This is a genomic window from Spirosoma arcticum (assembly GCF_054779955.1).
The window spans coordinates 831,805-854,833 of the sequence record NZ_BAAGXG010000001.1; the positions used below are offsets into that span (position 1 = coordinate 831,805).

General features: G+C 54.8%; 22 protein-coding genes and 1 other RNA gene. 11 read left to right on the forward strand and 12 right to left on the reverse strand.

All coding sequences use genetic code 11. The features are described from left to right. Positions 1-8 precede the first annotated feature (8 nt). Together ACYVHB_RS03695 and ACYVHB_RS03700 are read left to right on the forward strand one after the other, a co-directional pair. Positions 9-779 carry a response regulator gene (locus tag ACYVHB_RS03695; protein ID WP_461049703.1) on the forward strand — a complete coding sequence of 257 codons (771 nt, stop codon included), beginning with the start codon at positions 9-11 and terminating at the stop codon, positions 777-779. 22 nt (positions 780-801) lie between these two features. Continuing rightward, positions 802-2,871 (forward strand): sensor histidine kinase, encoded by a 2,070-nt coding sequence (locus ACYVHB_RS03700; protein WP_461049705.1) that lies wholly within the window; start codon positions 802-804, stop codon positions 2,869-2,871. Positions 2,872-2,875: 4 nt separating this feature from the next. Here the strand turns inward: ACYVHB_RS03700 and ACYVHB_RS03705 are convergent, their stop codons facing one another. The 6 genes from ACYVHB_RS03705 to ACYVHB_RS03730 form a co-directional block, all read right to left on the reverse strand. After that, positions 2,876-3,466 carry a DinB family protein gene (locus tag ACYVHB_RS03705; RefSeq protein ID WP_461049707.1) on the reverse strand — a complete coding sequence of 197 codons (591 nt, stop codon included), beginning with the start codon at positions 3,464-3,466 and terminating at the stop codon, positions 2,876-2,878. A gap of 24 nt (positions 3,467-3,490) precedes the next feature. Then, on the reverse strand, positions 3,491-4,021 hold the full coding sequence (locus tag ACYVHB_RS03710; protein WP_461049709.1) for an SHOCT domain-containing protein: 531 nt from the start codon (positions 4,019-4,021) through the stop codon (positions 3,491-3,493). Between the two features lie 76 nt (positions 4,022-4,097). Then, a complete protein-coding gene (locus tag ACYVHB_RS03715; RefSeq protein WP_461049711.1) occupies positions 4,098-4,886 on the reverse strand; it encodes an SDR family NAD(P)-dependent oxidoreductase in 789 nt (262 codons plus the stop codon). A 9-nt stretch (positions 4,887-4,895) separates the two neighbouring features. Then, positions 4,896-6,101: a hypothetical protein gene (locus tag ACYVHB_RS03720; RefSeq protein ID WP_461049712.1), complete on the reverse strand. Its 1,206-nt coding sequence runs from the start codon at positions 6,099-6,101 to the stop codon at positions 4,896-4,898. Positions 6,102-6,168: 67 nt separating this feature from the next. After that, positions 6,169-7,011: a type 1 glutamine amidotransferase gene (locus ACYVHB_RS03725; protein WP_461049714.1), complete on the reverse strand. Its 843-nt coding sequence runs from the start codon at positions 7,009-7,011 to the stop codon at positions 6,169-6,171. A 105-nt stretch (positions 7,012-7,116) separates the two neighbouring features. Then, a complete protein-coding gene (locus ACYVHB_RS03730; RefSeq protein WP_461049716.1) occupies positions 7,117-8,217 on the reverse strand; it encodes a carboxylate-amine ligase in 1,101 nt (366 codons plus the stop codon). Positions 8,218-8,377: 160 nt separating this feature from the next. Here ACYVHB_RS03730 and ACYVHB_RS03735 point away from each other — a divergent pair, with 160 nt between their 5' ends. Together ACYVHB_RS03735 and chrA are read left to right on the forward strand one after the other, a co-directional pair. Beyond that, positions 8,378-9,334 carry an isopenicillin N synthase family dioxygenase gene (locus tag ACYVHB_RS03735; protein WP_461049717.1) on the forward strand — a complete coding sequence of 319 codons (957 nt, stop codon included), beginning with the start codon at positions 8,378-8,380 and terminating at the stop codon, positions 9,332-9,334. 161 nt (positions 9,335-9,495) lie between these two features. Continuing rightward, a complete protein-coding gene (chrA, locus tag ACYVHB_RS03740) occupies positions 9,496-10,698 on the forward strand; it encodes a chromate efflux transporter (RefSeq protein ID WP_461050031.1) in 1,203 nt (400 codons plus the stop codon). A 23-nt stretch (positions 10,699-10,721) separates the two neighbouring features. On the opposite strand, the gene ACYVHB_RS03745 is transcribed toward chrA, so the two are convergent. The 4 genes from ACYVHB_RS03745 to cobT are packed head-to-tail and all read right to left on the reverse strand — an operon-like array spanning position 10,722 to position 13,756. Next, entirely contained in the window at positions 10,722-11,285 is a 564-nt protein-coding gene (locus tag ACYVHB_RS03745) for a DUF6580 family putative transport protein (RefSeq protein WP_461049719.1), read from the reverse strand. An 8-nt stretch (positions 11,286-11,293) separates the two neighbouring features. Beyond that, complete coding sequence (locus tag ACYVHB_RS03750; RefSeq protein ID WP_461049721.1) at positions 11,294-11,950, reverse strand: histidine phosphatase family protein; 657 nt, start codon at positions 11,948-11,950, stop codon at positions 11,294-11,296. A gap of 3 nt (positions 11,951-11,953) precedes the next feature. Then, the gene (locus ACYVHB_RS03755; protein ID WP_461049723.1) at positions 11,954-12,736 is read right to left on the reverse strand and encodes an adenosylcobinamide-GDP ribazoletransferase; all 783 of its coding nucleotides are present in this window, start codon (positions 12,734-12,736) and stop codon (positions 11,954-11,956) included. A gap of 6 nt (positions 12,737-12,742) precedes the next feature. Next, entirely contained in the window at positions 12,743-13,756 is a 1,014-nt protein-coding gene (gene cobT, locus ACYVHB_RS03760; RefSeq protein WP_461049725.1) for a nicotinate-nucleotide--dimethylbenzimidazole phosphoribosyltransferase, read from the reverse strand. Positions 13,757-13,846: 90 nt separating this feature from the next. On the opposite strand from cobT, the gene ACYVHB_RS03765 reads away from it, so the two are divergent. Next, on the forward strand, positions 13,847-14,344 hold the full coding sequence (locus tag ACYVHB_RS03765; RefSeq protein WP_461049726.1) for a DUF421 domain-containing protein: 498 nt from the start codon (positions 13,847-13,849) through the stop codon (positions 14,342-14,344). Positions 14,345-14,373: 29 nt separating this feature from the next. Here ACYVHB_RS03765 and ACYVHB_RS03770 read toward each other — a convergent pair whose 3' ends face one another. Then, a complete protein-coding gene (locus ACYVHB_RS03770) occupies positions 14,374-15,015 on the reverse strand; it encodes a hypothetical protein (protein ID WP_461049728.1) in 642 nt (213 codons plus the stop codon). A gap of 174 nt (positions 15,016-15,189) precedes the next feature. On the opposite strand from ACYVHB_RS03770, the gene ssrA reads away from it, so the two are divergent. From ssrA to hemF, 4 genes are all read left to right on the forward strand, one after another. Continuing rightward, positions 15,190-15,562: a transfer-messenger RNA gene (ssrA, locus tag ACYVHB_RS03775) on the forward strand. A gap of 83 nt (positions 15,563-15,645) precedes the next feature. Further along, positions 15,646-16,518 (forward strand): TIR domain-containing protein, encoded by an 873-nt coding sequence (locus ACYVHB_RS03780; RefSeq protein WP_461049730.1) that lies wholly within the window; start codon positions 15,646-15,648, stop codon positions 16,516-16,518. A gap of 300 nt (positions 16,519-16,818) precedes the next feature. After that, a complete protein-coding gene (locus ACYVHB_RS03785; protein WP_461049732.1) occupies positions 16,819-17,445 on the forward strand; it encodes an RNA-binding domain-containing protein in 627 nt (208 codons plus the stop codon). Between the two features lie 40 nt (positions 17,446-17,485). Next, a complete protein-coding gene (gene hemF, locus ACYVHB_RS03790) occupies positions 17,486-18,424 on the forward strand; it encodes an oxygen-dependent coproporphyrinogen oxidase (protein WP_461049734.1) in 939 nt (312 codons plus the stop codon). Between the two features lie 97 nt (positions 18,425-18,521). On the opposite strand, the gene ACYVHB_RS03795 is transcribed toward hemF, so the two are convergent. Then, complete coding sequence (locus tag ACYVHB_RS03795; protein WP_461049736.1) at positions 18,522-19,628, reverse strand: o-succinylbenzoate synthase; 1,107 nt, start codon at positions 19,626-19,628, stop codon at positions 18,522-18,524. Between the two features lie 85 nt (positions 19,629-19,713). Between ACYVHB_RS03795 and lpxK the strand changes: the two genes are divergently transcribed. Together lpxK and ACYVHB_RS03805 are read left to right on the forward strand one after the other, a co-directional pair. Then, entirely contained in the window at positions 19,714-20,799 is a 1,086-nt protein-coding gene (gene lpxK, locus ACYVHB_RS03800) for a tetraacyldisaccharide 4'-kinase (protein ID WP_461049738.1), read from the forward strand. A 156-nt stretch (positions 20,800-20,955) separates the two neighbouring features. Then, a complete protein-coding gene (locus ACYVHB_RS03805) occupies positions 20,956-23,028 on the forward strand; it encodes a putative porin (RefSeq protein ID WP_461049740.1) in 2,073 nt (690 codons plus the stop codon). Position 23,029: the final 1 nt, after the last annotated feature.

Consider the following 23,029-nt stretch of genomic DNA (forward strand, 5'->3'; position numbering starts at 1 on the left):
CTGAACCGATGAACAGTACCGAAGAACACGTTCACATCCTGATTGTGGAGGATGAAGCGATCCTGGCGATGGAGTTGAGTGATCGCTTGGAAAACGAAGGATACTACGTCGTGGGCGTAGCCAACAACGGGCGCCGGGCGCTCGACCAGTTCCGGCGTCAGCGGGTGGACCTGCTACTGTGCGACGTTGTTATCAAAGGGGATTGGGACGGCATCGAAACGGTTCGCCACCTGACGGCCGTGCGGCCCGTGCCGGTTATCTACCTGACTGCTTATTCGGATCGGGACACGCTGGAGCGAGCCAAGCAAACCTACCCGGCGGCTTACCTCAACAAACCGTATCAGGTTCACAGCCTGCGGATGGCCATTGAACTGGCCATTCATAACTTCACGGGCCGCACCACACCGGTAGCCGTGCCCGCCCCGGCCGAGCGCGACCACCTGAGCCGGGAAACGATTCTACAGATTGGCGACGACGTTTTCATCAAGCAGAACTACCAGTTTGTGAAAGTCAGCCTGAGTGATCTGTTGTATTTAGAAGCGGACGACGTGTACACGACGCTGGTAACGGCCACTCGTAAATACGTGCTGCGCCTGACGCTGAGCGGTATTCTGGAGCGCATCAACCGGCCGGGAATCGTGCGCGTTCATCGCTCCTACGCCGTCAACATTCACCAGGTAGACTCCTTCAACGATGCCGAACTGAGCATTGGGGCGCAGCTTCTGCCACTAAGCCGGGGCTATAAAGACTATTTTCTACAGCAGTTCAGCTACCGGTAGCGCAACGCGATTGATCTACGTTATGAAAACTTATCCCTGGTTAGCTGTCAGTATTGCCGTGCTGTTCACCGTGTTCTGTAAGCCCGTGCTGGGTCAGCGCGGGCTTATCGATAGTCTGAAAACGACGTTAAACCAGAAACTGCCGGATACGACCCGCGCCAATACCTACTACGACGTAGCCAACGCGTTCTTTAAGCAAAGTCAGTTCGACTCGTCCCGATACTACCTGAAAGCAATGCCCCCCGTGTGTCTGCGGGTCAACTACGTCGCTGGTTTGGGGGATTACAACCGGCTCAACGGCGTTATTTGTGCGCACCAGGGCCTGTTTGGCGACGCGCTGAAATTCTATCAGACGGCCATTAACCAATACACTAAAGCGAATGAATTGAAGTCTGTGGGGAAGGTCTACCACAACCTGGGCCTGCTTTACAAAATGATGGGCGACAGCCAGCACGTGCTGGCCTACACCCGGCAGGGAGTAATTTACATGCAGCAGGCCATCGCCATCAATCAGCGCCTGAAGGCCGTTTCGCTGTTGAGCGGTAATTACATCAACCTGGGTATTCTCTACGAAGATTTAGGGGAGTTTGGGCTTGGCCGGTCGTGTTTTTTGAAGGCGCTGACTGTCACCGACCCCGTGCCTGCATCGACCGAAGATGCCCGGATAATTTATAACAACCTCGGTAAAAACTACAACGTAGCCGGTCAGTACGAGCAGGCCATTTTTTACCTGAACAAATCACTGACCATCAACCGGGCGCTCAACCGCGTCAGCAGCCTCGTTCATAACTACCGAAACTTAGCCACGTCCTACGGGGGATTGGGGCAAACCGACAAAGCCCTCTTCTACGCCGACAAAGCCGTGGAGCAGGTCAAACTGTGCCGGGATGCTTCGCTGGCCAATTCAGTGTACCGGGTGCTGGCCAAAATCTACGCGTCGGCCGGGCAGTACGACAAAGCGTACGCAGCCGTAACGGAACACAAACGGATGGACGATTCGCTGATGAGCTTAGCCAAAACCCGCACCATTGCGCAGTTGCAGGGCCAGTATGCGGTGCAGCAGGCGAATGAACTGGCAACCGTCCGGGCAAATCTGGAACTGGCCAAAACGCGGGCTGTGGCCGAGGTTGAAGCCCGGAAAGTGAAAGAAATAGCAGCTATTCAGGCGGAAGAGAACCGCCGGGTGGCTCAGATCAAAGCCACCGCCGACATTGAGAAAGCGCGGGCGGTGGCGGAGTTGCAAACGAAGTACGAAACCCAGCGTAACGTGCAGCAAATTGCCACGCTCGACCAGCGGAATAAACAGCGTTCCCGGCAGATCGAGTACCTGGTGGGGGGCTTGGGAACGCTGCTGATTTTGCTGAGTAGTTTAGTTGGGCAGTACACCATTATTCGGCGGAGGAACGGCCAGCTCTCCGCGCAGAACCAGATCATTACGGCCAGCAGTCAGCAGCTTGTTGGTCAGTCGGAGCAGTTACGTACGCTGATGAAAGAACTGCACCACCGGGTGAAAAACAACCTGGCCATCGTATCCAGTTTGTTGAGCCTGCAGGCCAGCGGCTTACGGGACGAAAAAGCGATTCAGGCCGTTCGGGTGGGGCAACAGCGGGTCGAAGCCATGTCGCTGATTCACCAGCGGCTCTACCAAACCGACCGGGTTACCACCATCAACATTCAGGAATACCTGACCGACCTGGCCAACAGTCTCCTGCACGCTTACGGATACGCGGCCGCAGACTTCGACCTTGTCATTGACGCCGAAGAGCAGGAACTGGATGTCGACGTGGCCATACCGCTCGGCCTGATCGCCAACGAGTTGATTACTAATGCGTTTAAGTACGCCTACACGGGCGCTCAGCACCCCCGGCTGCGGATTGGGCTGCACACCCGCGACGGCCTCACGCTGGAAGTGCAGGACAACGGACCCGGCATCGACCAAACCAACTGGCAGCAACGGGGTGGCCGGCCGTCGTTCGGTAAGCGGCTGATTGCTTCGCTGAGTGACCAGTTAGAGGGTCAGTTCGAGTTCATCCAGCAAAACGGAGTACTCTTTCGGCTCCATATCCCCGAGACGCGGCTTCGCACAGCCTGACCGTTCATTCTGCATTATCCATTCCGTATTCACCTACCCACCGTGCTGTTACCAGCAACTGGCCAACGTGTCGCGTGGTGTGCTCGGCGGAGTGAACCAGCAAACCCATTACGGTCGAGGGTACTTGCGCCCGCCCCACCATCCGTACGTCCGTCAGGGTCCGCTCGTCGGTCCGGCGAAGCTGGGCGAGGGCAGTGTCCACTTGCGCATCAAATCGCCGTACTAACCCGGCAACGGTTACTGGTGATTCGGCGTTGTCCTTTCCCTCCTGCGCCAGCGCGGTTAACTGGTTGGCAGAGAGCGCTTCTCCCCGTGCGTAGGTAAAAAGCCGGTCGAGCACCCCGGTCAGGTGCTGCAAATGAAACCCAACCGATGCGACCGTGACTGCATTGGCGGACTGACCGGACCGATTTGCTGCGGTCCGCCGGTGCGGGCGCTCCCAAAGCCGCTCGTCGGGAAAGCCACCCATCAGTGCAGTCACTTCTTCGCGGGCCTGCATCAGCGCATGAGCAACCGGTTGGAGCAGGGGCGGCACGTCGGGCAGCGGACCGCGCAGCCACACTTCGGGAATTTCGGATGGTGTAGAAATCGGCATGGTATCGGAGAAACACTGAGCTTATCAGTTCAGTAGCTTTCCCTTCTGGGTATCATATTCTTTTTGGGTGATAGCACCAGTATCCAATAGTTGTTTCAGTTTCAATAGCTCATCCGCTACGGATGGCACCGGTTGCTGACCAACTGGTTTTTTGTCAAAAGACAAACTGTTAACTCCCGTGACTTCGCCAACGTCAACAGCCAGCGGCAGATCAACCGCTACATTCAGTGCTCCCTGTCGAGGACTGGCAACCGCGTAAAGTTTCTTCCCAACTTTCCGATTCTCGAATTCTTTAAAGTGTTTAACAACTAAAACAAGGTTGCTGAAATCAGGTCCCAGCACCCGTCTCGGAGCACCGGTAAGACCATTAGATGGTTGCTGAATAAACTTGAAGCCTCCGTTTGGTAGCGTTCCAAACCCCAAATGCAGTGTATCACCTTCTTTAATGTCAACCCCATAAACGGTAATAGGTCCTCCAACTTGAATACCCCGTATTTGAGCCATTGTTTGGCCGACTGTTAAGGCCAACGACAGGAAAATCGAATAGACATTCATAGAAACGGCTTTTTTCGTACTAACGAACATCGCCACTTCTTTGTTTTTAGCAACTAACCCAGGAATAAACGGCTGCTCAGATTACCGTGCCGCCATCGGCGTAAAACAGGCTACCGGTGCTGTAGGATGACGCATCCGAGGCCAGGAACAGAGCCAGTGGGCTGATTTCGTCGGTGGTGCCCATGCGGGCAATGGGAATTCGTTTGGTGAAGTGCGCCAGCGTTTTTTCGTCCTGCCAAAGCGCCTGGCTAAATTTGGTTTTGATCAGGCCGGGGCAGATGGCGTTGACTCGAATGCCGTCTGGTCCCCACTCTTTGGCCAGTACTTTGGTGAGCATATTCATACTGGCTTTGCTCACGCTGTACATGCCCAAGCCGGGATCGGGCGTGTGCCCGGCAATGCTGCTCATCATAATAATGCTGCCCCCGCCCCGCGCTTTCATGCTGGGATAACACAGCTTGCTCAGCTCAAACGGCGACTTCACGTTGACGCCCATGATCTTGTCGAAGGCCGACGCGTCGCAGTCGAGGGAGGGGCCGTAGACGGGGTTCGTCGCTGCGTTGTTCACCAGAATGTCAATGCCGCCGTAGACGGCAATGGTTTTGTCGACCAACTGCCGAATCTGCTCCATGTCGCCGGTGTGGGCCGCGATGCCGGTGGCTTCTCCACCCTGTGCTTTAATATCGTCGGCGAGTTGATCGAGTGTTTCCTGTCGGCGGCTGCTCACTACGACTTTAGCGCCGAAGCGGGCGAACAGCCGGGCAATGTCTTCGCCGATGCCCTTGCTGGCTCCGGTAATGACGGCGACCTTGCCGGTAAGGTCAAATACGGCTTTCTCGGTAGTTAAACTGGGTTGGGTTTCCATAGTAAGGGTTTATTTCTCGAAAAAGCCCACCGTGCCGCCCACCCAGTCGAAATCTTTATTGAAGCGGACGCCGATCATTTCGCCCCGGCTTAAGCGGCCGAGGTTGGTTACGAGCGTGGGTTTATCATCGCCTTTGGGCCAGGTAAACAGCATCCTGATTTCGCACTTAATCAAGCCGTCGGGGGCCTGCACCACTGGTTCATACCGGACCTTGCGCTGAATCAGGTAGCCATTGCGCTGCTCGGCCGGGATCGCGTCGAGGTCGGCGGAGGTTATGTGCAGTTTAACGCCACTGCCCGCGAAGGAAAACAGCGGTTTGAGTACGTAGTTGTTGAGGTCGGCGGGGTACTCGGTCAGGTCCGACAGGTAGTAGCTGGCCGGTACGTATGGGCTTTTCAGCAGCGGCAGCGTGTACTTGCTGATGCGGAAAAACCAGTTCGGGTGGCCAATCCACTCCACGTCGACGTCGTCGGTGAGGTGGAACTCCGTTTGCAGACCGGGGAAATTCTGTAGGTCGTCGAAAATCAGCCGGTTGTAGATACGTTTGATGCGAATCAGCCGCCCGCCTTTCTCGTAGAACAACTGCCGCCCGTCTTTTTTGATGTCCGTCAGGCTAACCGCTGCCACGCCGATGTATTTCTCCGTCAGGGCAAAGTCAATGCGGGTTTTCTGGCCTTTGGGGTATATTTCCAGCAGAATCACTTCCTCAGGATCACAATCACCAACGATCAGCCGCCTTAATTCGGCAATGTAACCCGCCGTATCGACCGAGTGAAACAAAGGCGACAGCGTATCGGGAATCGGAAAATGAGCACGGAACTGATCGGCCAGGTACGGCTGAAATGCCGAGAGCGAGGGGAACCCCTGTAACTCGATCAGTTGCGGAATCAGTTCACCGTTGGTTTCGTCCCGGCAAACGGCAAAATCCACGGCCAGAAACTCCGTATGGCTATCGGGCGGTTCGTTCGGCACCCGCTGTTCGGCCGGAATGGCCCGTTCCGTCAGTTCTTTAAAATCGTCCCGCGTAATAACGGTAACTATATCATTACAGGCTTCAAGGAGTTTGTCGGTCAGCACTTTAGGCACGAATACTGGCGTTTCGGCCACGCGGAAATCCAACTGACCGGGGAGGTCGTGGTCGATTGTATCCAGAAATGCCCGGTACTTCTCCGGACTAAAAGCTTCGTTATACGCTTGACGTAAGGACTGAATCATCTGATAACCAGGAAATGAAGAACGGATGGAACGGCGATTAATCCGCTTTCCATCCGTTCATTTAACTTTATCCAATAACAAGCTCCGGCGAAAACGACCCAATTGCCTGCCGCAAAAAGCCCGGCAGAATAACCGACTCGGTCAGGGCAATTTTGTCGGGGTCCTGCAAATAAGCGACCATCTCGTCATATTTCTGCTGGCCGAAATTAGCGACCACCTGATTGCGTTTTACGTCGGTCATAAAGTACCGCAGCATTCCTTCGTTGTCAGCTTCGGGGTGGAACTGCGTACCAACGATTTCATCGGAGAAGCGGATGGCCATCACGGCCCGGTCGAGCGGTACGTGGGGACGGGGTTTTTCTAAACAAAGCGTCGTGGCCCCTATGGCGTTCATGCGCGGTTGGTCGGGCGCGGTGATCTGGTAGTCGCGCGAATCGACGGCATAGAACGGGTCGGACAGGTCCGCCAGCAGCGGGTCGGTATAGCCCTCGCCAACTTTATAAATCGGAAAAATGCCAAACGAAGTTGACCGGCGTCTGCTCAGCGTGCCGAGCGCCAGGTGCCGCACCACCAACTGAAACGAATGGCAGATCAGGAACACGAATTTTTTCTGCTCATGACGCCGATTCCAGTCGAAGAGTTGATCGATCAGGTCGAAATAGGGCTTCTCCCAGGCTTCGTCAGTCGCCATTGGGCTACCTGGCCCGCCGGATGAGATGTAGACGTCGTAGTTCAGATCGGGGATTTCGTTGCTGCCCCGGACGTTGAACACATCGAACGCGAGCTGAGCGTGCAGGTCTGCCTGCCAGTCGTTTCCCTGTACGTTCCGAATGGCTTGCAGAATACAACGCATACCTTCGTTGGCGTGGTTGTTGTTCATGTCCAGAACGGCAATTTTTGTAAGCTTCATAAACGGTAAAACGGCTGGAACGCCAGCCCGGTGAAACGCGGGCCTGATGAAACGCCACGCGGATGAATTATAGTAATAGCGACCTTCCAGCCGCCTTATTATCAACTACCTGATGCCGAAACAAGTTTCGTCAACGATATAATCCACCACGCGTTTAAGGTCGTTATGCTGCTGAAAAACAGCGAGCTGCCGGTCGGCCCCGGTGCCCATTTCAAGAATTTTCAGCACGTATTCGCACTCCGCCCGGCTACCCAGTTCGTCCACCACGTCGTCGATGAAATTGAGCAGTTCGTGGATCAACTCGTGGGTTGGCACTTCTTCCTGCTTGCCAAAGTCGATGAGCTTGCCTTCAATACCATAACGAGCCGCCCGCCACTTGTTCTCGTTGATGAGAATCCGCCGGTAGGGCCGGAAATTCAGGTTTTGCTTGTGCAGCTTGTAGATTTTAGCCACCAATGCCTGCATAATGGCCGCTAAACAAATCGTTTCGTCCACGCGCATCGGTACATCGCAGATGCGGAACTCGATGGTGTCGAAGAAGGGATGCAGGCGGATGTCCCACCATATTTTCTTGCCATTGTCGATGCAGCCGGTCTTCACTAACAGTGCCAAATATTCGTCGTATTCGGCCGCCGACGAGAAATAATCGGGGATGCCCGTGCGGGGAAATTTGTCAAATACCTTGGAGCGGTACGATTTGAACCCCGTATTGCGACCCCGCCAAAACGGCGAATTGGTCGAGAGGGCGTAAATGTGGGGTAGGAAATACCGCACGGCGTTCATAATCTGGATGCCTTCGTTGCGGCTTTCGATACCCACGTGCACGTGCAGTCCGAAAATCAGGTTGGAGCGGGCCACGTCGCGCAGTTCGTCGATGAGTTGATCGTAGCGTTCGTTGGGCGTGATGAGTTGCTGCTGCCAGTCGGAGAAGGGGTGGGTTCCGGCGGCCGCAATTTTCAGGTTCTGCTGATCGGCCAGTTCAATAATCATCTTGCGCAGGTACGTCACCTCATTGCGGGCGTCCTGAATATTGTTGCAGATGTCGGTGCCGACCTCCACCACCGCCTGGTGCATTTCGGCTTTTACGCGCTCCTGGAGGACAATTTTGCCGCCTTCAACGATTTTCGACATGTGAGAGCGCAACTCCCCCGATTGGGGGTCAATCGTCTGAAACTCTTCTTCGATACCGAGGGTAAATACGGGCATTGGTGCGCTGGGTTAGAACAGTTAGTCGTTGGAGAACCTATAAATTGAAGGGGAAGATACTGTTTTTTTACTAAACACCGTATGCAGGCAATGGTTGGGCGAACGAACCAACACCGTCCGTTCGCCAATCTTTTATACTTTTGTAAAAACAGTATAGTCTATGCAATCACAAGAATTGTACGACGAGATTCCCTCGTTGGATTTAGCCGATTTCACGGCGGGCGATGCCGACCGGAAAGCCCGTTTTGTGCAGGATCTGGGTCGGGCCTTCAACCAGATCGGTTTCGTTGCCATTCGTAATCACGGCCTGACCGAGGACCTCACCAAACGCCTGTACGACTCGGCTCAGGCGTTTTTCTCCGCCCCCGACGCCATCAAACAACAGTATGAACACCCCGAACTCAACGGGCAGCGGGGCTACATTGGCAAGGGCAAGGAGACCGCCAAAGGATTTAAAGTAGCCGACCTGAAAGAGTTTTACCACATCGGCCAGCCCGAACCCGTGGGCGACATGCCCGCCAACGTGCTGCCTGCCGAACACCCCGAGTTTAGCAATGCCGCCCTGACGGCTTACCAGACGCTGGAAAACGCCGGGAAAATGCTGTTACGAGCCATTGCGCTGTACCTGGATCTTCCCGAAAACTATTTCGATGACAAAGTTCAGAACGGCGACAGCATCCTGCGGGCATTGCATTATTTTCCGCTCGACCCCGACACCACCCCCGACGGTGCCGTGCGGGCCGCGGCCCACGGCGACATCAACCTGATTACGCTGCTGATGGGTGCTTCGGCGGATGGGCTGGAAGTGCTCCGGCGCGACGGCAAATGGATTGGCATCACGGCCCTACCCGATCAGGTGATTGTGAACGTGGGCGACATGCTCGACCGGCTGACGAACCACAAGCTGAAGTCAACTATTCACCAGGTGGTGAACCCACCCCGCGAGCGAATGAACCAGTCGCGCTACTCGATTCCGTTTTTTATGCATCCCCGCGCCGACATGAACCTGAGCAGCCTCGACAACTGCATCGATCAGCAGCACCCGAAAATTTATGTCGACATGACCGCCGGTGATTTTCTTAATGAGCGGCTGATGGAACTGGGACTGAAGAAGTAGTCATTGCTAATTAGCTGCTGGCTACACCAGGATGAAGCGGCCGCAGCCGACCGTCCGGCGCGAATGATTGTCTGGAGGGGTAATTACTTGCGCCGGACTACGCTGGTGTGGCTGGTAGCGTAATTAGTGTTATTCGAGTGCCCGTTTCAGTCCACCCCATGATGCGCCCAACCCTGCCCCACATTCAGCCGGTTCGTAGAATACGCTACGTCATCTTTTTGAAGGACGTGCTGATTCTGGCGCTGACGACGTTTGGCGGACCGCAGGTGCACCTGGCCATGCTGTTTGAGCGGTTTGTGCAGAAGCGCCGGTACCTGACGGAGGACGAACTGATGGAACTCAATGCCCTCTGTCAGGTGCTGCCGGGGCCAACTTCCACGCAGACCATCACGGCCGTTGGGTACAAAATCGGCGGTCCCAACCTCGCTTACATCACGCTGCTGATCTGGATTTTACCCGGCGTCTCCATCATGACGGCCGCCGGAATGGGTATGTATTACTTGGAGCAGCGCAACCTGTCGCTGGATTTTGCCAGGTTCATTCAGCCGATGGCGGTGGGGTTTCTGGTCGTGGCGGGATACCGAATTGGTCAGAAAGTAATCAAAAACAAGGTCAGTTTAGCCCTAACGCTGATTGCGACGCTGATTGCTTACTTTTTCAGATCGCCGGTCATGACGCCCTTAGTCATTGCCGTTGGTGGCCTCACCACTGCGCTCACCTACGCGAAGCAGGAGCGCATGGATAAAAAGCCTTTGCAGGTGCAGTGGGCTAACTTTTTTTTGTGGTTTGGCGTCCTTATGGCCGCTGCCGGGCTGGGTGCGCTGACGCAGTCGCTGCCCGTGCGGCTCTTTGAAAACTTTTACCGCAACGGCAGTCTGGTCTTTGGCGGGGGACAGGTGCTGACGCCCATGCTCTACAACGAGTTTGTGGCTTTTAAGCACTACCTCAGCCGCGAGGAGTTTCTGTCGGGACTGGGTTTAGTGCAAGCCGTGCCGGGGCCGGTATTCTCGTTTGCGTCCTACATTGGAACGCTGTCGATGCGCCACGAGGGGGTCAGCGGCCAGCTTTGGGGTAGTTTCGTATCGACGGCCGGTATATTTCTGCCCGGCACGTTCCTGATCTTCTTTGTATACCGGTTTTGGGAGCAGCTTAAACGCTACCGGGTCGTTCGAGCCTCGCTGGAGGGAATCAACGCGGCCAGTACGGGCCTGACGGCCGCAGCCTCCATTATTCTCTTTCAACCAATGGCCCCCCACTGGCCGTCGGTGGTGGTGGTGCTGTCAACGATGGTCTTACTGCTATACACCCGAACACCGCCCTACCTGCTCATTTTGGGCGGTTTGCTGGCGGGGGTGTTGCTGTAAATCAGGCGTTGGGTTCAATGCTACTACTTCCGCACCCGCACCGGCCTCAGTTCACCGAACCGTAGTTGCAGCAGGTGATAGCCACCAAACAGAATCGCGCTGTAGAAGAGATCGCCCAGAAGCCCGTTCAGGAAGAACGACGTGCCATTGTAAAACGCCAGGCCGGACACGTAGCAGGTGATCAGGCCCGGCAGATTCTGCGGGTAGAACGAGCTGCCGTACCAGACGGCAAAATTGGTGATCAAAAAAAACACGACAGAGGCCGTAACTGAAGCTGCCGCAATGCGACCAGCCGTTAGCTTTCCGGAACCCCGACCCGTAAGCGCCCATACGCCCAGCAACCACGTCAGTCCGAAACTCAGATACACCGCAGCCATGCTGCCGTGGAAACCAATCAGAGCGTCGCTCAGGAGCATGGCTCCCAGGGGCGCTACCAGCCCCAGCCATTTACGCTCGAAGGTGGCGGCACCAAACAGTGCGAGGGCCGCGATGGGCGTGAAGTTTGGCCAGTGCGGCACCAGCCGAAACAAAGCCGCAGTCAGGATGATGGTGATCAGGGTAATCAGGCGAATGGGGAGCGACTTCATTGGGTAAATCAGCGGTTGATGTATTGAATCGTGTACGACTGGCCCGTCAGGGTTAGTTTAGTGACGGCCCCGTAGTCGAGGTTGATGCGGTAAGCATTCTGCAAAGATAAATCCAGAAACAGACACAGCAAAGCCCGAATAATGCCCCCGTGCGAAACGATGAACACCGGTTGCCCATGCGCTTGTTCGGCCATTGACCCGATTTGCTCATGCCAAAACGCGCCGACCCGGTCAAACACGCTCCGAAAGTTCTCGCCGTTGGGCGTCGAGACGTTCACAAAATCGGCCATCCACGGGTCCAGCGCGTCGCGACCGATGTCAGCCCAGGGAACCATCTCCCAATCGCCGAAGTGAAACTCCTTCAGCCGGTCGTCGAACTGCACCACCGGCCGGTGCGCATCGACCCCGGCCGTTTGCCCCGGCCGTAGCGACGGACCGCCCACTTCGATCTGACTACCCGCAGCCAGCGTTGAGGCTAAGTCGTCGGCCAACCGGCGGCAACGACTCAGGGGTGAGGAAAAGATAGCCGATGGATCATCGGGCAAATGTGCCCGTAACCGCTCAAGTTGTTCGTCGTAATTATCGGCCAGGTCAACATCCGATTGGCCGTAGGCTATACTCCGCCCCACGGCAACTTCGGTATGGCGAATAAGGTAAATGTCCATGAATTAAATTGAAATCCACAATAACGAGACGAATGATAGATAGACAATGACTTCGGCGAGTTGCTGGGTTGCGCCGAGGCAGTCGCCGGTGTAGCCGCCGAGCCATTTTCTAAAGAAACCGATCAGCCGCCAACAAATCAACGCCAGTGGAATCAGGAAGGTTAAATAAATCCACAAACCGGTGTGGGCAACCAAGGCCAGCAGCGGCAGTAGGCCCAGCAGCGCAGCAATGGACAATTGCCCGGATGTGATGCCCTGCGCAATGGGTTTGGCTTTGGCGTCCAGATCCTCGCGGGCGTAGGGGAGGGCACGGATGACCGTTGCGGCCGTCAGGCGGCTCAGGCTGTGCGCCGAAATGTACTTCAGAGCCACCGCCCAGCCAAACGCTTCAACGCCGAGCATGGCCTGCAAGGCAAAAAACTTCATCGCCAGCAACAGCCCCAGCCCAATAGTGCCATAGGTTCCCAGCCGACTGTCTTTCATAATGGTCAGAATCTGGGCCTTGTTCCAGCCGCCCCCAAAGCCATCGCAAACGTCGGCAAACCCGTCTTCGTGGAACGCCCCCGTTGCCCAGACCGTCGCCACCATGCTGAACAGAACGGGCAGATAGGCGGGGGGGAACAGCACCGTACCGAGCCAGTAGGTACCAATGCCGATGCCGCCGACGATCCAGCCAATGAGTGGAAAATACACCGTTGCCCGGTTGAGCGCGTCGGCCGAGTGGTCGATGTGCTTCGGCACCGGCAGGCGGGTGTAAAACATGAGGGCGGTGTAGAAGAGACGCATATAAACTCACAAACTATCCATCGTCGCCATTTCGTTCAACATCGCGACGGCGGCCTGGATGAGTGGATAGGCGAGGGCGCAGCCGGTGCCTTCACCCAGCCGTAGTTCTAAGTAAAGTAAAGCTTTAACTTGAAGAATATCCAGCATCAGCCAGTGGCCCGCTTCATTGGATTGGTGGCAGAAAATACAGTTAGCTAATACGCTGGGGTTCAAGGCGTGGGCGACCAATAATGCAGAAGTAGCGATAAATCCATCAACTAAGATAATCATCCCATCTTCGACGGCTTGCCCCATTCCGCCCACAATGGCAGCAATTTCCAGACCGCCCATTGCCGCTAACAGGGTCAATGGATCGTTCAGATGGGCATACCGGTCGGCGACGGCCTGTAATACGGCAAGTTTGCGGGCCAGCCCCTCGTCGTCCAGACCGGTGCCCCGCCCTACGCACTGAGTTAGTGGCAGCCCCATCAGCCGATGCATGAGCAGCGCGGCTGCGGACGTGTTGCCGATTCCCATCTCGCCAAAGCCGACGACGTTGCAATTGCGGTACTTAACACCGTTAACCAGCGTTTTTCCGGCATCTAAGGCCGCTTTGCACTCGTCTACGGTCATGGCTGGTTCATGGCGCATGTTACGGGTACCGGGCCTGATTTTATATTTAACCAAGCTCGCTGAGTTCTGCTCGAACGTGCCATTTACGCCTACGTCGCAGATCAGTAACTGAAGTCCATTTTGTCGGCAGAAGACGTTGATGGCGGCCCCGCCTGCCAGGAAGTTGTTAACCATGCTGTGGGTTACGGTAGCCGGATACGCGCTGACGCCCTCGGCCGCCAGTCCGTGATCGGCGGCAAACACGATCAGGTGCGGGTTGGTGAGAACGGGCGTTTCGGTTTGCTGAATCAGAGCAATTTGCAGGGCCAGTTCTTCTAAGCGACCCAGCGCGCCGAGCGGCTTGGTTTTGTTATCGATGCGGTGACGAAGGCGATTTTCTAACGGGCTGAGCTGATGTAAATCGTGCATAAGGTGAATGAAGTGCAGTAGACTGTACTGCTCAATCAAAATTCAAAGGTCTAAATTGCGTTGAAAGAAACAGACATAGCTACACAAACAATGGACAAATTAATTGAAATCGACTGGGAAGCGATGTTCGTTCCCAGCAGTTCGGTTGCCGAAATGATCGTTCGGGGGACCATCACCTACTGGTTTTGTTTCCTCTACATCCGGTTTTTCCGCCGAAGCTCGGGCCAGCTTAGCATCAGCGATGTACTGCTCATCACGCTCATCTCCGACGCGGCCCAAAACGCCATGGCGGGTACGTACGAATCGGTGACGGAGGGTGCCGTGCTGGTAGGTGTGCTGGTTTTCTGGGATTTCGCCCTGAGCTGGTTAGGCTACCGGTCGGTTCTTTTCGAGCGTCTGAACTCGCCCGAACCCGCCCTGTTGATTAAGGATGGCGTGTTGCAGAAGCAAACAATGAAGCGTGAACTAATGTCGGAAGAAGAACTGCGGGGTCTCCTGCGCGAAAGCGGCATCGCCGATCCGACCGACGTGAGGCTGTGTTATCTGGAGGGTAGTGGTAACGTCAGCGTTATCGAAAAAAAGAAGTAGATGCCATTAACCGGCGGTTCGTGCTGTCATCAGTTCGGCGAGTAGTGCTGCAAATACGTAATCAGCCGCTCGAAATGCAGTTGCTCGTAAGGATTCTGCGTCTGACGGATGAGTAGATGCCGGTAACTGTCGATGAGGCCGTCGAAATGGGGATTGTGATTCAACCGCGCGGCAATCAGTCCTTTGTAGCAGCGGTGCGTCTGATTATATACGTAGAGGCTGGGTGTGCCGGGGTGTTCGTTTAACAGCTGATCGAGGGCGGGCAGTGCACAGGAGGCTTCGAGGAAATCAAATCCTTTGTCTATAAAGAAATCCTCGATTTGCCCGCAGGCGTCGGCCAATTCGTCGTCGGAGTGAATTTTATACCGGAAATACTGGAGGCCGTTGAACTTGCCGATGGAGATAATGAGCGTGTTGGCGTCGGGGCGATAGTCGGTCAGGTTATTGAGGAACTGCTGGGCAATCTGCTCGACCTGCTCATTGCGGCACCCGAAATTAACGTCCAGCATGGTTTCGTCGCCATAGAACGCCGGGGACAGAATCACGTTCTGAAACCCGGAGCTGGTCATGCGCCGGTACTGCCTGCGTTCGGGCAGCAACGCGTACTGGTGCCTGGTGAAGAACGGCGTCAGGCGGTAATACAGGTTCGTTTCAAAGGGTGTGAGCGTCATTGTGGTAGGGGCATGACACAAAAAAGTAGCCGTGTTGAATGACGGCATAACTAATTCAGACCGAATTGGTTTGACCGAATCAACTCATAGCGCCGACTCGCAGTGCCAGCGATTACCGAACCAAAACGGGTTGATTTGGGTTTATTAAAAGCGCGTCGGATAAGACGTCGTTCTGGGGACGACCGGAATTGACAGCTTGTAGAGGTCGCGTGTAAGCATGCCGGGAGTTGACGGTATTTCCCGCCCAAACAAATCGTCAAAACAATAACTGGCGAATATAACTACGCCATGGCTGCCTAATCCGGAGGATTAAGCAATAGCCATTGTCTCCCCGGCCTACGTGCTGCTGGCTGGATCAGGAGGCATCGACTCGCAGCGCTGGTCTGGATAATGATGTTGACAACAGACGAGACAAAAGCATCTACGGATGAGGGTTGGCGGGCCGCGAGCCTGCCCGATTCCCGACAATCCCAATCGCGGCTAAGCATGTAGAAGGCACGACGGGTTCCTTGACTGGACGAGAGTTCGAATCTCTCCGTCTCCACGAAAAGCAACAAGTTTCTCTTTTTGAGAAACTTGTTGCTTTTTAAAATATGATGCTATTGTAATTTACTATATTTTATATTTTTGATGGCTACAAGAAAGGCTAAAAACTCAGATACACCTGAACATACTAAACTAATTATATCGAAAGAGGAATTTAAAACCAAACTCGAAAAATGTATAGCGAGGGGTCAAGAGCTGGTGGGTATAACCGTCACTACTGTAAGTGATATCGAATCCTTGAATAGAGGATATTATAAGTGGGATTCATATAATTCCGTATTATTGACAAATGCATTTGATAACCCGAATAGCTACTACAAAACCGATTATGACACCAGCTACATCGGTTTTTTCGGCTTTGGCTCAGATAATCCACAGAAAGAATATGAGACAATTCTCGACATATTTGATGAAAAGTTGAGAAAACTTGAGCAGTTAGTTGATCAAACAGACTTACTCCAGAGCACAGTTTCGGTTGTTACTCCGCAAACAAACTCCTTAAATAAAATTGTTGATAAAACGAAAGTATTCATTGTTCACGGACACGCTGATTTGGCAAAAGTATCTGTAGCGAGAACTATTGAACAATTTGGCTTGAAAGCAATAATACTTCATGAACAAGCAAACGGCGGAAAAACTGTTATAGAAAAATTTGAGAGCAACTCCGCTGATGTGGGTTTTGCAGTAGTGATTTTGACAAATGACGATGATGGAAAAGCAAAAGCCGAAACAGAATATAAAGCACGTTCACGTCAGAATGTAATATTAGAACTTGGCTATTTTATCGGTAAACTTGGCCGAGAAAAAGTTGTACCACTTTATGAAGAAGGAGTTGAGCTACCAAGTGACTTGGCCGGAATTGTATACACTCCGCTTGACAACGGTGGTGCTTGGAAATACCAACTTGGAAAGGAGTTGAAGAATGCGGGGTATGACGTAGATTTGAACAAAATATAAAAGTGCCTTGTGAAAATTAACCGACAACACATTCAGTCAAGTTCGTTGCTGGCTGGTGCCATAGGAATTGGCTCAATAGGAGCAGCCCTGTTTGGGGTAGCCGGAGCGATTGGCGGATTGCTTGTTGGCTTCGTAATTGGATATTGGGCCGAGGTACAGCGTGAAAAATTAGTTGATTACTGTCAACCGAATAAGGGCGAAACAGTCCACAAATAAGTTTTGAAATCACTCATCAACGTAGTGATATATTTGTACAGCCCCGATTGATATGTCAATCGGGGCTGTCATTGTTTTAAGACTATGTCCCGTAACCAACTCGATGATCTGATTGCGCAGGGTGAAGGTGCTCGATTAGAGTTCAAACGCTCGATTTCGGCGGCTCACCGCATCGCCCGGACGCTGGTGGCCTTCGCCAACACAACGGGTGGGACGCTGCTGATTGGGGTAGCCGACGACGGCACTATTGCGGGGGTGGCGTCGGAAAGTCGCGAGATGTACCGGATCGAGGAAGCCACCGACCGACTATCTGACCCGGCATTGTCGGTTACTTACGAGACTATATCGCCCGATGGCCGGAAAGTGCTGATCGTCAACGTTGCAGAGAGCGTTGAGAAGCCGCATTATGCGCTGGACGAGACGGGGAAGCGCACCATCTACGTCCGGGCGAAAGACAAATCGGTGCCAACCAGCAAACTCATTATAACGCCCGAATCTCCGGACGGCGACCTGCTGAAACAACCGACAACGCGGCTGCTGATTCAATATTTGCGCAAAACTGACCACATCACCGCTGATAAATTTGCCAAACTCATCAACGTATCGGACTACCGGGCGGGTAAAATCCTGCGCGAACTCGCCGAGAAGGGCTTGTTGCTGCTGATCGACAAACAACGGCCGGTGCGCTACGCCCTGAAACTGACGGAGTAGAGTAAGTAAGTTGGTTAGTCTTCCCGACCTTTACCCCGTTATGACGTCTGAACAAACCATTACCAAAGAAATTATCACCGCGTTTTTCGCCGATTTGCAGGACCGCATCTGCCGGGCGCTGGAAGAAGCCGACGGCGTGGGCACCTTTCGCGAAGATGCCTGGGAGCGGCCGGGTGGGGGAGGAGGGCGCTCCCGAACGCTGGTCGACGGGGCCGTGATCGAGAAAGGGGGCGTGGGCTACTCCGTCGTGCATGGCGAAGCCACCGAAGCCACGCTGCGTTCACTGAACCTCACCGAACCAGCGGAATTCTACGCGACGGGCGTGTCGATTGTGCTGCATCCGCGCAACCCGATGGTGCCGATTATTCACATGAACGTCCGGTATTTCGAGGTGAGCACGGCAACCGCTTCGGCGGACCGATCCGTTGGGGGTCACAACTGGTTCGGCGGGGGTATCGACCTAACGCCCCATTACGTCGCGGACGATGATGCCCGCTGGTTCCATCAGTACCTGAAAACCGTCTGCGACCGCCACGACCCGGCTTATCACCCGAAATTTAAACCGTGGGCCGACGATTATTTTTTCATTCCCCACCGGCAGGAGACGCGCGGCATCGGCGGAATTTTCTTTGATTACCTCAAACCAGCTGACGCGGCCCACAAAGCCCATCTGTTCGCTTTCGTGCAGGACGTGGGGAATGCCTTTGCGCCGATTTATACGCATTTCATGCACAAAAACCGGGATCTGCCATTTACCGAACGCGAAAAAAACTGGCAGTTGCTGCGCCGGGGCCGGTACGTGGAGTTCAACTTAGTCTGGGACCGGGGCACCAAGTTTGGGCTGGAAACCAACGGCCGCACCGAGTCGATTTTGATGAGTATGCCCCCGCAGGCCAACTGGACCTACGATTTTCAGCCCGAACCCAACAGCCCCGAGGCTCAAACGCTGGCGTTGCTCAGGAAGGGGGTGGAGTGGTAAAACAGTCAACGAGTTGGTCAGTTGGTTAGTCGATGAGTGCGGTTCCCCGCCGGGACTAACCATACTCACTGACTCACCAACTTATTGACTCACTGACTTATTTGGGTTGCCTATTCCCCATCGTAAACTGGCTTAGGTCCCAGGGTTCGGCGGGGTTGTAGCGCAGTTGCCCATCCTGAATCAGGAGTGGGCTGTCGAAGTTATTGGTGTAGAGCTGTCCTGTACCTAATCCCTGGGGCAGTAGGTTCTTGAACTGAGCCGTGTACTGCGCAATGGCGCTCAGGCCAATGTTCGATTCCAGCGCCGAGGTCACCCACCAGCCGATGTTGAGCCGTCCGGCCAGTTCAATCCACTCATCGCAGTGGCCCATGCCGCCCAACAGCGTCGGTTTGAGAACGATGAACTGCGGTTGAATTTTTTTGAGCAGCCGGAATTTATGGACGTATTCCATCGGGCCAATCAACTCTTCGTCGAGAGCAATGGGCAGGGGGGTGTGGCGGCACAGGTCGGCCAGCAGGTCGGGCTGACCAGCCCGGATGGGCTGCTCGATGGAGTGCAGGCCATAGGTTGCCAGCCGTTCGAGTTTAGCCATAGCCTCGTTGGGCTGAAAGGCGCCGTTCGCATCGACCCGCAGGGTGATCTGCTCCGGGGTGAACCGGTCGCGAACCTGGGCCAGCAGGGCGCATTCCTGCTCAAAGTCGATGGCCCCAATTTTCAATTTAAGGGTTTTGAAGCCCGCTTGCAGCTTTTCCTCAATTTGCTGCTGCATAAAGGCCGGACTACCCATCCAGATCAGGCCGTTGATGGGAATACTCCGATGACCGTTGCTGAAGTCGGTTTCCCAAAGAATCCGTCGGCCACCCGCCAGAAAATCGAGCATGGCCGTCTCGAAGCCAAACTGAATGCTGGGAAACTCCTGGCCAATCACCTGGTTGAGAATAATGGGCAGATTCCAGCTAAACAACTCAAGATCCATTGTCGTGAAATCCCGGCAGAACTGGTCCAGATGAGCCTCAAAATCAGGCTGATCGTCGTAGCTCAGCCCCTTGAGCGGGCCGCACTCACCGTAGCCAACAACGGACAGATTGTCGTCGTCGAAGAGCCGGATGAGGTACGTTGTTTTTTCCGTGAGGGTGCCGCGCGACGTACCCGCCCTAAAGCGAAAATGCAGGGTGTGTTTCAGATAGTCGGCTTTTAAACTCATCGGACCGGTAAGTGATGGCGGGCGTTCACAGTCCTAAAAGTACTACTTTTGAACGCTCAAAAAAGCCAATGTTATCAAATTATTAGTGAACTCATCCCTCCTCACCTGGCTACTATTGCCGCTCAGTAGAGTATATGGAGTTATTGCTGATGTTCGTAATTGGCTGTTCAGCAACGGCTTATTAACTGAATATCGTCCCGCTGTTTTCACCATCAGCGTAGGAAACCTAACCGTGGGCGGCACGGGGAAGACGCCCATGATTGAATATTTGATTAAACGGCTGTCGACATCACCGGCCGGGCCACCGCCCGAGATCGTCACGCTGAGCCGGGGGTACGGTCGGCAAACAACCGGGTTCCGGCTCGCCAACGATTCAGATACCGCTGACACGATTGGTGACGAACCGCTACAGCTTTACCGCAAATTCGGACGGCACCCGAATCCACCGGTGCACGGGACCGTGCGGGTATGCGTGGGCGAACGCCGGGCCGACGCCATCCAGACCATTCAGGCGCGTTACCCCGCAACGGGCCGGATTCTGCTCGACGACGCCTTTCAACACCGGGCCGTCCGACCGCACCTGAATCTGCTGCTCATGGATTATAACCGGCCGTTCTACGCTGATCATCCATTCCCAGCCGGGCGGCTGCGCGAACGCCGACACGGTGCCCACCGCGCCGACGCCGTTATCGTTACCAAATGTCCCACTAACTTGTCAATAGCTGAACAGCAAGCAATTAGCGAGAAAATAAGCCGGTACACCCGGCTGGGAACACCCGTTTTTTTTGCCGGATTGCAGTACGATCAACCCATCTCCTTCGCTACGCAGCAACCCGCTAACAACCTGCGCGACGTCCTGCTGGTGTCGGGTTTAGCCAATGCTGATTCGCTGGAACAGTATGTTATGCAGGCGTTCTCGATGCAACAGCACGACCGGTTTCCCGATCACCGTGCCTATACCCGCACTGACCTCGATCAACTCCTGACCAAGTTGACACCGGGTGTGAGTCTGCTGACAACCGAGAAGGACTGGGTTAAACTCGACGCCTTGGTGACGCCCGGCGAACGCACGGCATTGCCCTTGTTCTACCTGCCCGTTCAGATGGTGTTTTTGGGTGAAGATGAAGACAGCTTCAACCGCTTTTTGACTATCGCGTGTTCCCAACGCTAAAGCGGTGGGCTGATACGGAATTCGCAGCTGTGAAACGCGAACCCTGTATCAGCCCACCGCTTTAGCGTTGGGAACCCTGAATAACGCACCCTTAAATTTCGTTAACCAGACAGGCATTGTTCGGGCTGTCCGGCGATTTGGCGTACTTTTGCCCCAATGAACCGACGTTTTAGGATACTTCTTTTATTTATCGTGCTTTCCTTCGCTGCCCAGGCGCAGCAGTTTCCGGGCGGGAGCCAACTGCCCAACGGTTTTCCGGGTGGCTTTGGCGGGCAGCAGGGGCGTCAGGGCGGTAGTAGCAGTACGGGCAGCGGGGCGGGCATCGACGATTCGACGCGGGTTATTTATGGTCCCACCACCACCCGCTATACGCTCGAAGACGATATTTTTAACAACCGCACCCGGCGCTACACCGTCGATACGACGATGGACGACGTTCACCGGTTTACCTACGTGCAGCGCAGCCAGAATCAGTACCAGGATCTGGGGAATCTGGGTACGCCTATGCGGCCAATCTTCGTGCAGGTGCCCCAGCAACTTGGTGCCCAGACGGGCTATTACGTGTTTACACCGTATGCATTCCAGACGATGGGCGTACGGTATTTCGACACCAAGTCGCCGTTTTCCGACATGTACTTAGCGCTCGGTGGGCGCAACCAGAACATCCTGCGGTTCGAATTCACGCAGAACATTACCCCCCGCCTGAACGCCGGTTTCAACGTGCAGCGGTTCACGTCGCAGAAACAGTTTGGCACCAGCGGTTCCAACGACCCGTTTAAACTGCTGGCGCAGGACTGGGGCTTTCTGGGCCACACAAACTACCGATCCAAAAACGATAAATACACGCTGCTGCTGCATTTTATCAACATGAACCACAGCCTCGACGAGCAGGGGGGCGTATTGCGGGGGCAACGGGTCGATTCGGAGGGCGATACACTGGCTGTTGTCTACAATTACGAAGGCGACGCCCGGCTGACGGGGGGCGGCCCTCCACAACGCCCACTTCAGGGACCAAACGGGCGCGAAATTCGCAATGACTGGCACATATATCATCAGTACATATTAGATCAGGGTATCCAGCTCTTTCACCGGTTCGATTACCGGCGGCAGAAGAACTTTTACCAGGACAATACGCCGAACCTGAACCAGCAGCCAGTGCCGGGCTTCCCCAACGGGTTTTACCCATCCCCGTCCGGACCCACTGAACTTAACCTGACCGCGCTGGGCGACTCGTCGCGCATTGAGCAGGACGCCCGCTTTCGGTTGGTCGAGAACCTGGTTGGGCTGAAAGGCATCTACGAGCGTCGCGGCTCGGCGTTCAACTACCGGGCCTACCTGCGCAGCCGGATTTACGGGCAATACACCCGCTATGCCACGTCCGGCACCCGCTTCAATGAATACGAAACCCGCCGAAATGAAACGTTCCTTGGCGGCTGGTTAGGTTACTACCTGCCCGATAGCCTGTCGCGCATCACCGCCGAAGCCGAATACCAGGTTGGGGGCGGGTTTCGGTTGCAGGGGCAGTTGGAAAGCCGGTTTCTGACGGCGGGCTACACCACGATGCTCGTTGACCCGACCCTCCTCCAGGAACGCTACCAGAGCACGGTTTTCTTCTGGCGCAATAATTTCCGGCTGCGCGGCTACAACCACGCGTATGGTAAATTAAACCTGCGCTACAAGAAGCTTCGCTTAGAGCCGGGCCTCGATTATCAGTTGCTTAGTAACTATACTTATTTCGACACCAATGCCATTGCCCGGCAGGCGTCCGGCTCGTTTAGTGTACTCAGGACGGGATTAGGCTATCAGTTGGGCGTGGGTAAACTGCTATTGGCGGGGCAGGCCTATTATACGGTACAGTCGCGGACGGACATTCTGCGGACCCCACCGTTTTTGATGAACGCCCGCTTCCAATACGAGTTACTGTACGCCAAAGTGCTCTACATTCAGGTGGGCGTCGATCTGCATTACAAGTCGGCCTACTTCGCCGATGCTTACATGCCCGTTACGCAGCAGTTTTATCTGCAAAACCGCCAAAAAGTGGAAGGCAACGTGTTGGCCGACCTGTACGCCAACCTGCGGGTGAACCGAACGCGGCTGTTCATTAAACTGACCAGTGCCAACATCGGGCAGGTAGCGGGCGTGCTTTCGCCGGGGTATTTCGTTGCTCCCGACTTTTTGCAGATGCGCCGGGGCTTTTCCTTTGGCGTCGACTGGTATCTCTTCGATTGAT

Excerpts from the sequence above, each read along its gene's own strand:
- ACYVHB_RS03750 (WP_461049721.1), bottom strand. The coding sequence starts at position 11,950 with ATGGACATTTACCTTATTCGCCATACCGAAGTTGCCGTGGGGCGGAGT.
- ACYVHB_RS03715 (WP_461049711.1), bottom strand. The coding sequence starts at position 4,886 with ATGGAAACCCAACCCAGTTTAACTACCGAGAAAGCCGTATTTGACCTT.
- ACYVHB_RS03725 (WP_461049714.1), bottom strand. The coding sequence starts at position 7,011 with ATGAAGCTTACAAAAATTGCCGTTCTGGACATGAACAACAACCACGCC.
- ACYVHB_RS03755 (WP_461049723.1), bottom strand. The coding sequence starts at position 12,736 with ATGCGTCTCTTCTACACCGCCCTCATGTTTTACACCCGCCTGCCGGTG.
- hemF (WP_461049734.1), top strand. The coding sequence starts at position 17,486 with ATGACGTCTGAACAAACCATTACCAAAGAAATTATCACCGCGTTTTTC.
- ACYVHB_RS03770 (WP_461049728.1), bottom strand. The coding sequence starts at position 15,015 with ATGACGCTCACACCCTTTGAAACGAACCTGTATTACCGCCTGACGCCG.
- chrA (WP_461050031.1), top strand. The coding sequence starts at position 9,496 with ATGCGCCCAACCCTGCCCCACATTCAGCCGGTTCGTAGAATACGCTAC.
- ACYVHB_RS03795 (WP_461049736.1), bottom strand. The coding sequence starts at position 19,628 with ATGAGTTTAAAAGCCGACTATCTGAAACACACCCTGCATTTTCGCTTT.
- ACYVHB_RS03700 (WP_461049705.1), top strand. The coding sequence starts at position 802 with ATGAAAACTTATCCCTGGTTAGCTGTCAGTATTGCCGTGCTGTTCACC.
- ACYVHB_RS03705 (WP_461049707.1), bottom strand. The coding sequence starts at position 3,466 with ATGCCGATTTCTACACCATCCGAAATTCCCGAAGTGTGGCTGCGCGGT.
- ACYVHB_RS03785 (WP_461049732.1), top strand. The coding sequence starts at position 16,819 with ATGTCCCGTAACCAACTCGATGATCTGATTGCGCAGGGTGAAGGTGCT.
- ACYVHB_RS03730 (WP_461049716.1), bottom strand. The coding sequence starts at position 8,217 with ATGCCCGTATTTACCCTCGGTATCGAAGAAGAGTTTCAGACGATTGAC.
- ACYVHB_RS03765 (WP_461049726.1), top strand. The coding sequence starts at position 13,847 with ATGGACAAATTAATTGAAATCGACTGGGAAGCGATGTTCGTTCCCAGC.
- cobT (WP_461049725.1), bottom strand. The coding sequence starts at position 13,756 with ATGCACGATTTACATCAGCTCAGCCCGTTAGAAAATCGCCTTCGTCAC.
- ACYVHB_RS03780 (WP_461049730.1), top strand. The coding sequence starts at position 15,646 with ATGGCTACAAGAAAGGCTAAAAACTCAGATACACCTGAACATACTAAA.
- ACYVHB_RS03805 (WP_461049740.1), top strand. The coding sequence starts at position 20,956 with ATGAACCGACGTTTTAGGATACTTCTTTTATTTATCGTGCTTTCCTTC.
- ACYVHB_RS03695 (WP_461049703.1), top strand. The coding sequence starts at position 9 with ATGAACAGTACCGAAGAACACGTTCACATCCTGATTGTGGAGGATGAA.
- ACYVHB_RS03745 (WP_461049719.1), bottom strand. The coding sequence starts at position 11,285 with ATGAAGTCGCTCCCCATTCGCCTGATTACCCTGATCACCATCATCCTG.
- ACYVHB_RS03720 (WP_461049712.1), bottom strand. The coding sequence starts at position 6,101 with ATGATTCAGTCCTTACGTCAAGCGTATAACGAAGCTTTTAGTCCGGAG.
- ACYVHB_RS03735 (WP_461049717.1), top strand. The coding sequence starts at position 8,378 with ATGCAATCACAAGAATTGTACGACGAGATTCCCTCGTTGGATTTAGCC.
- ACYVHB_RS03710 (WP_461049709.1), bottom strand. The coding sequence starts at position 4,021 with ATGAATGTCTATTCGATTTTCCTGTCGTTGGCCTTAACAGTCGGCCAA.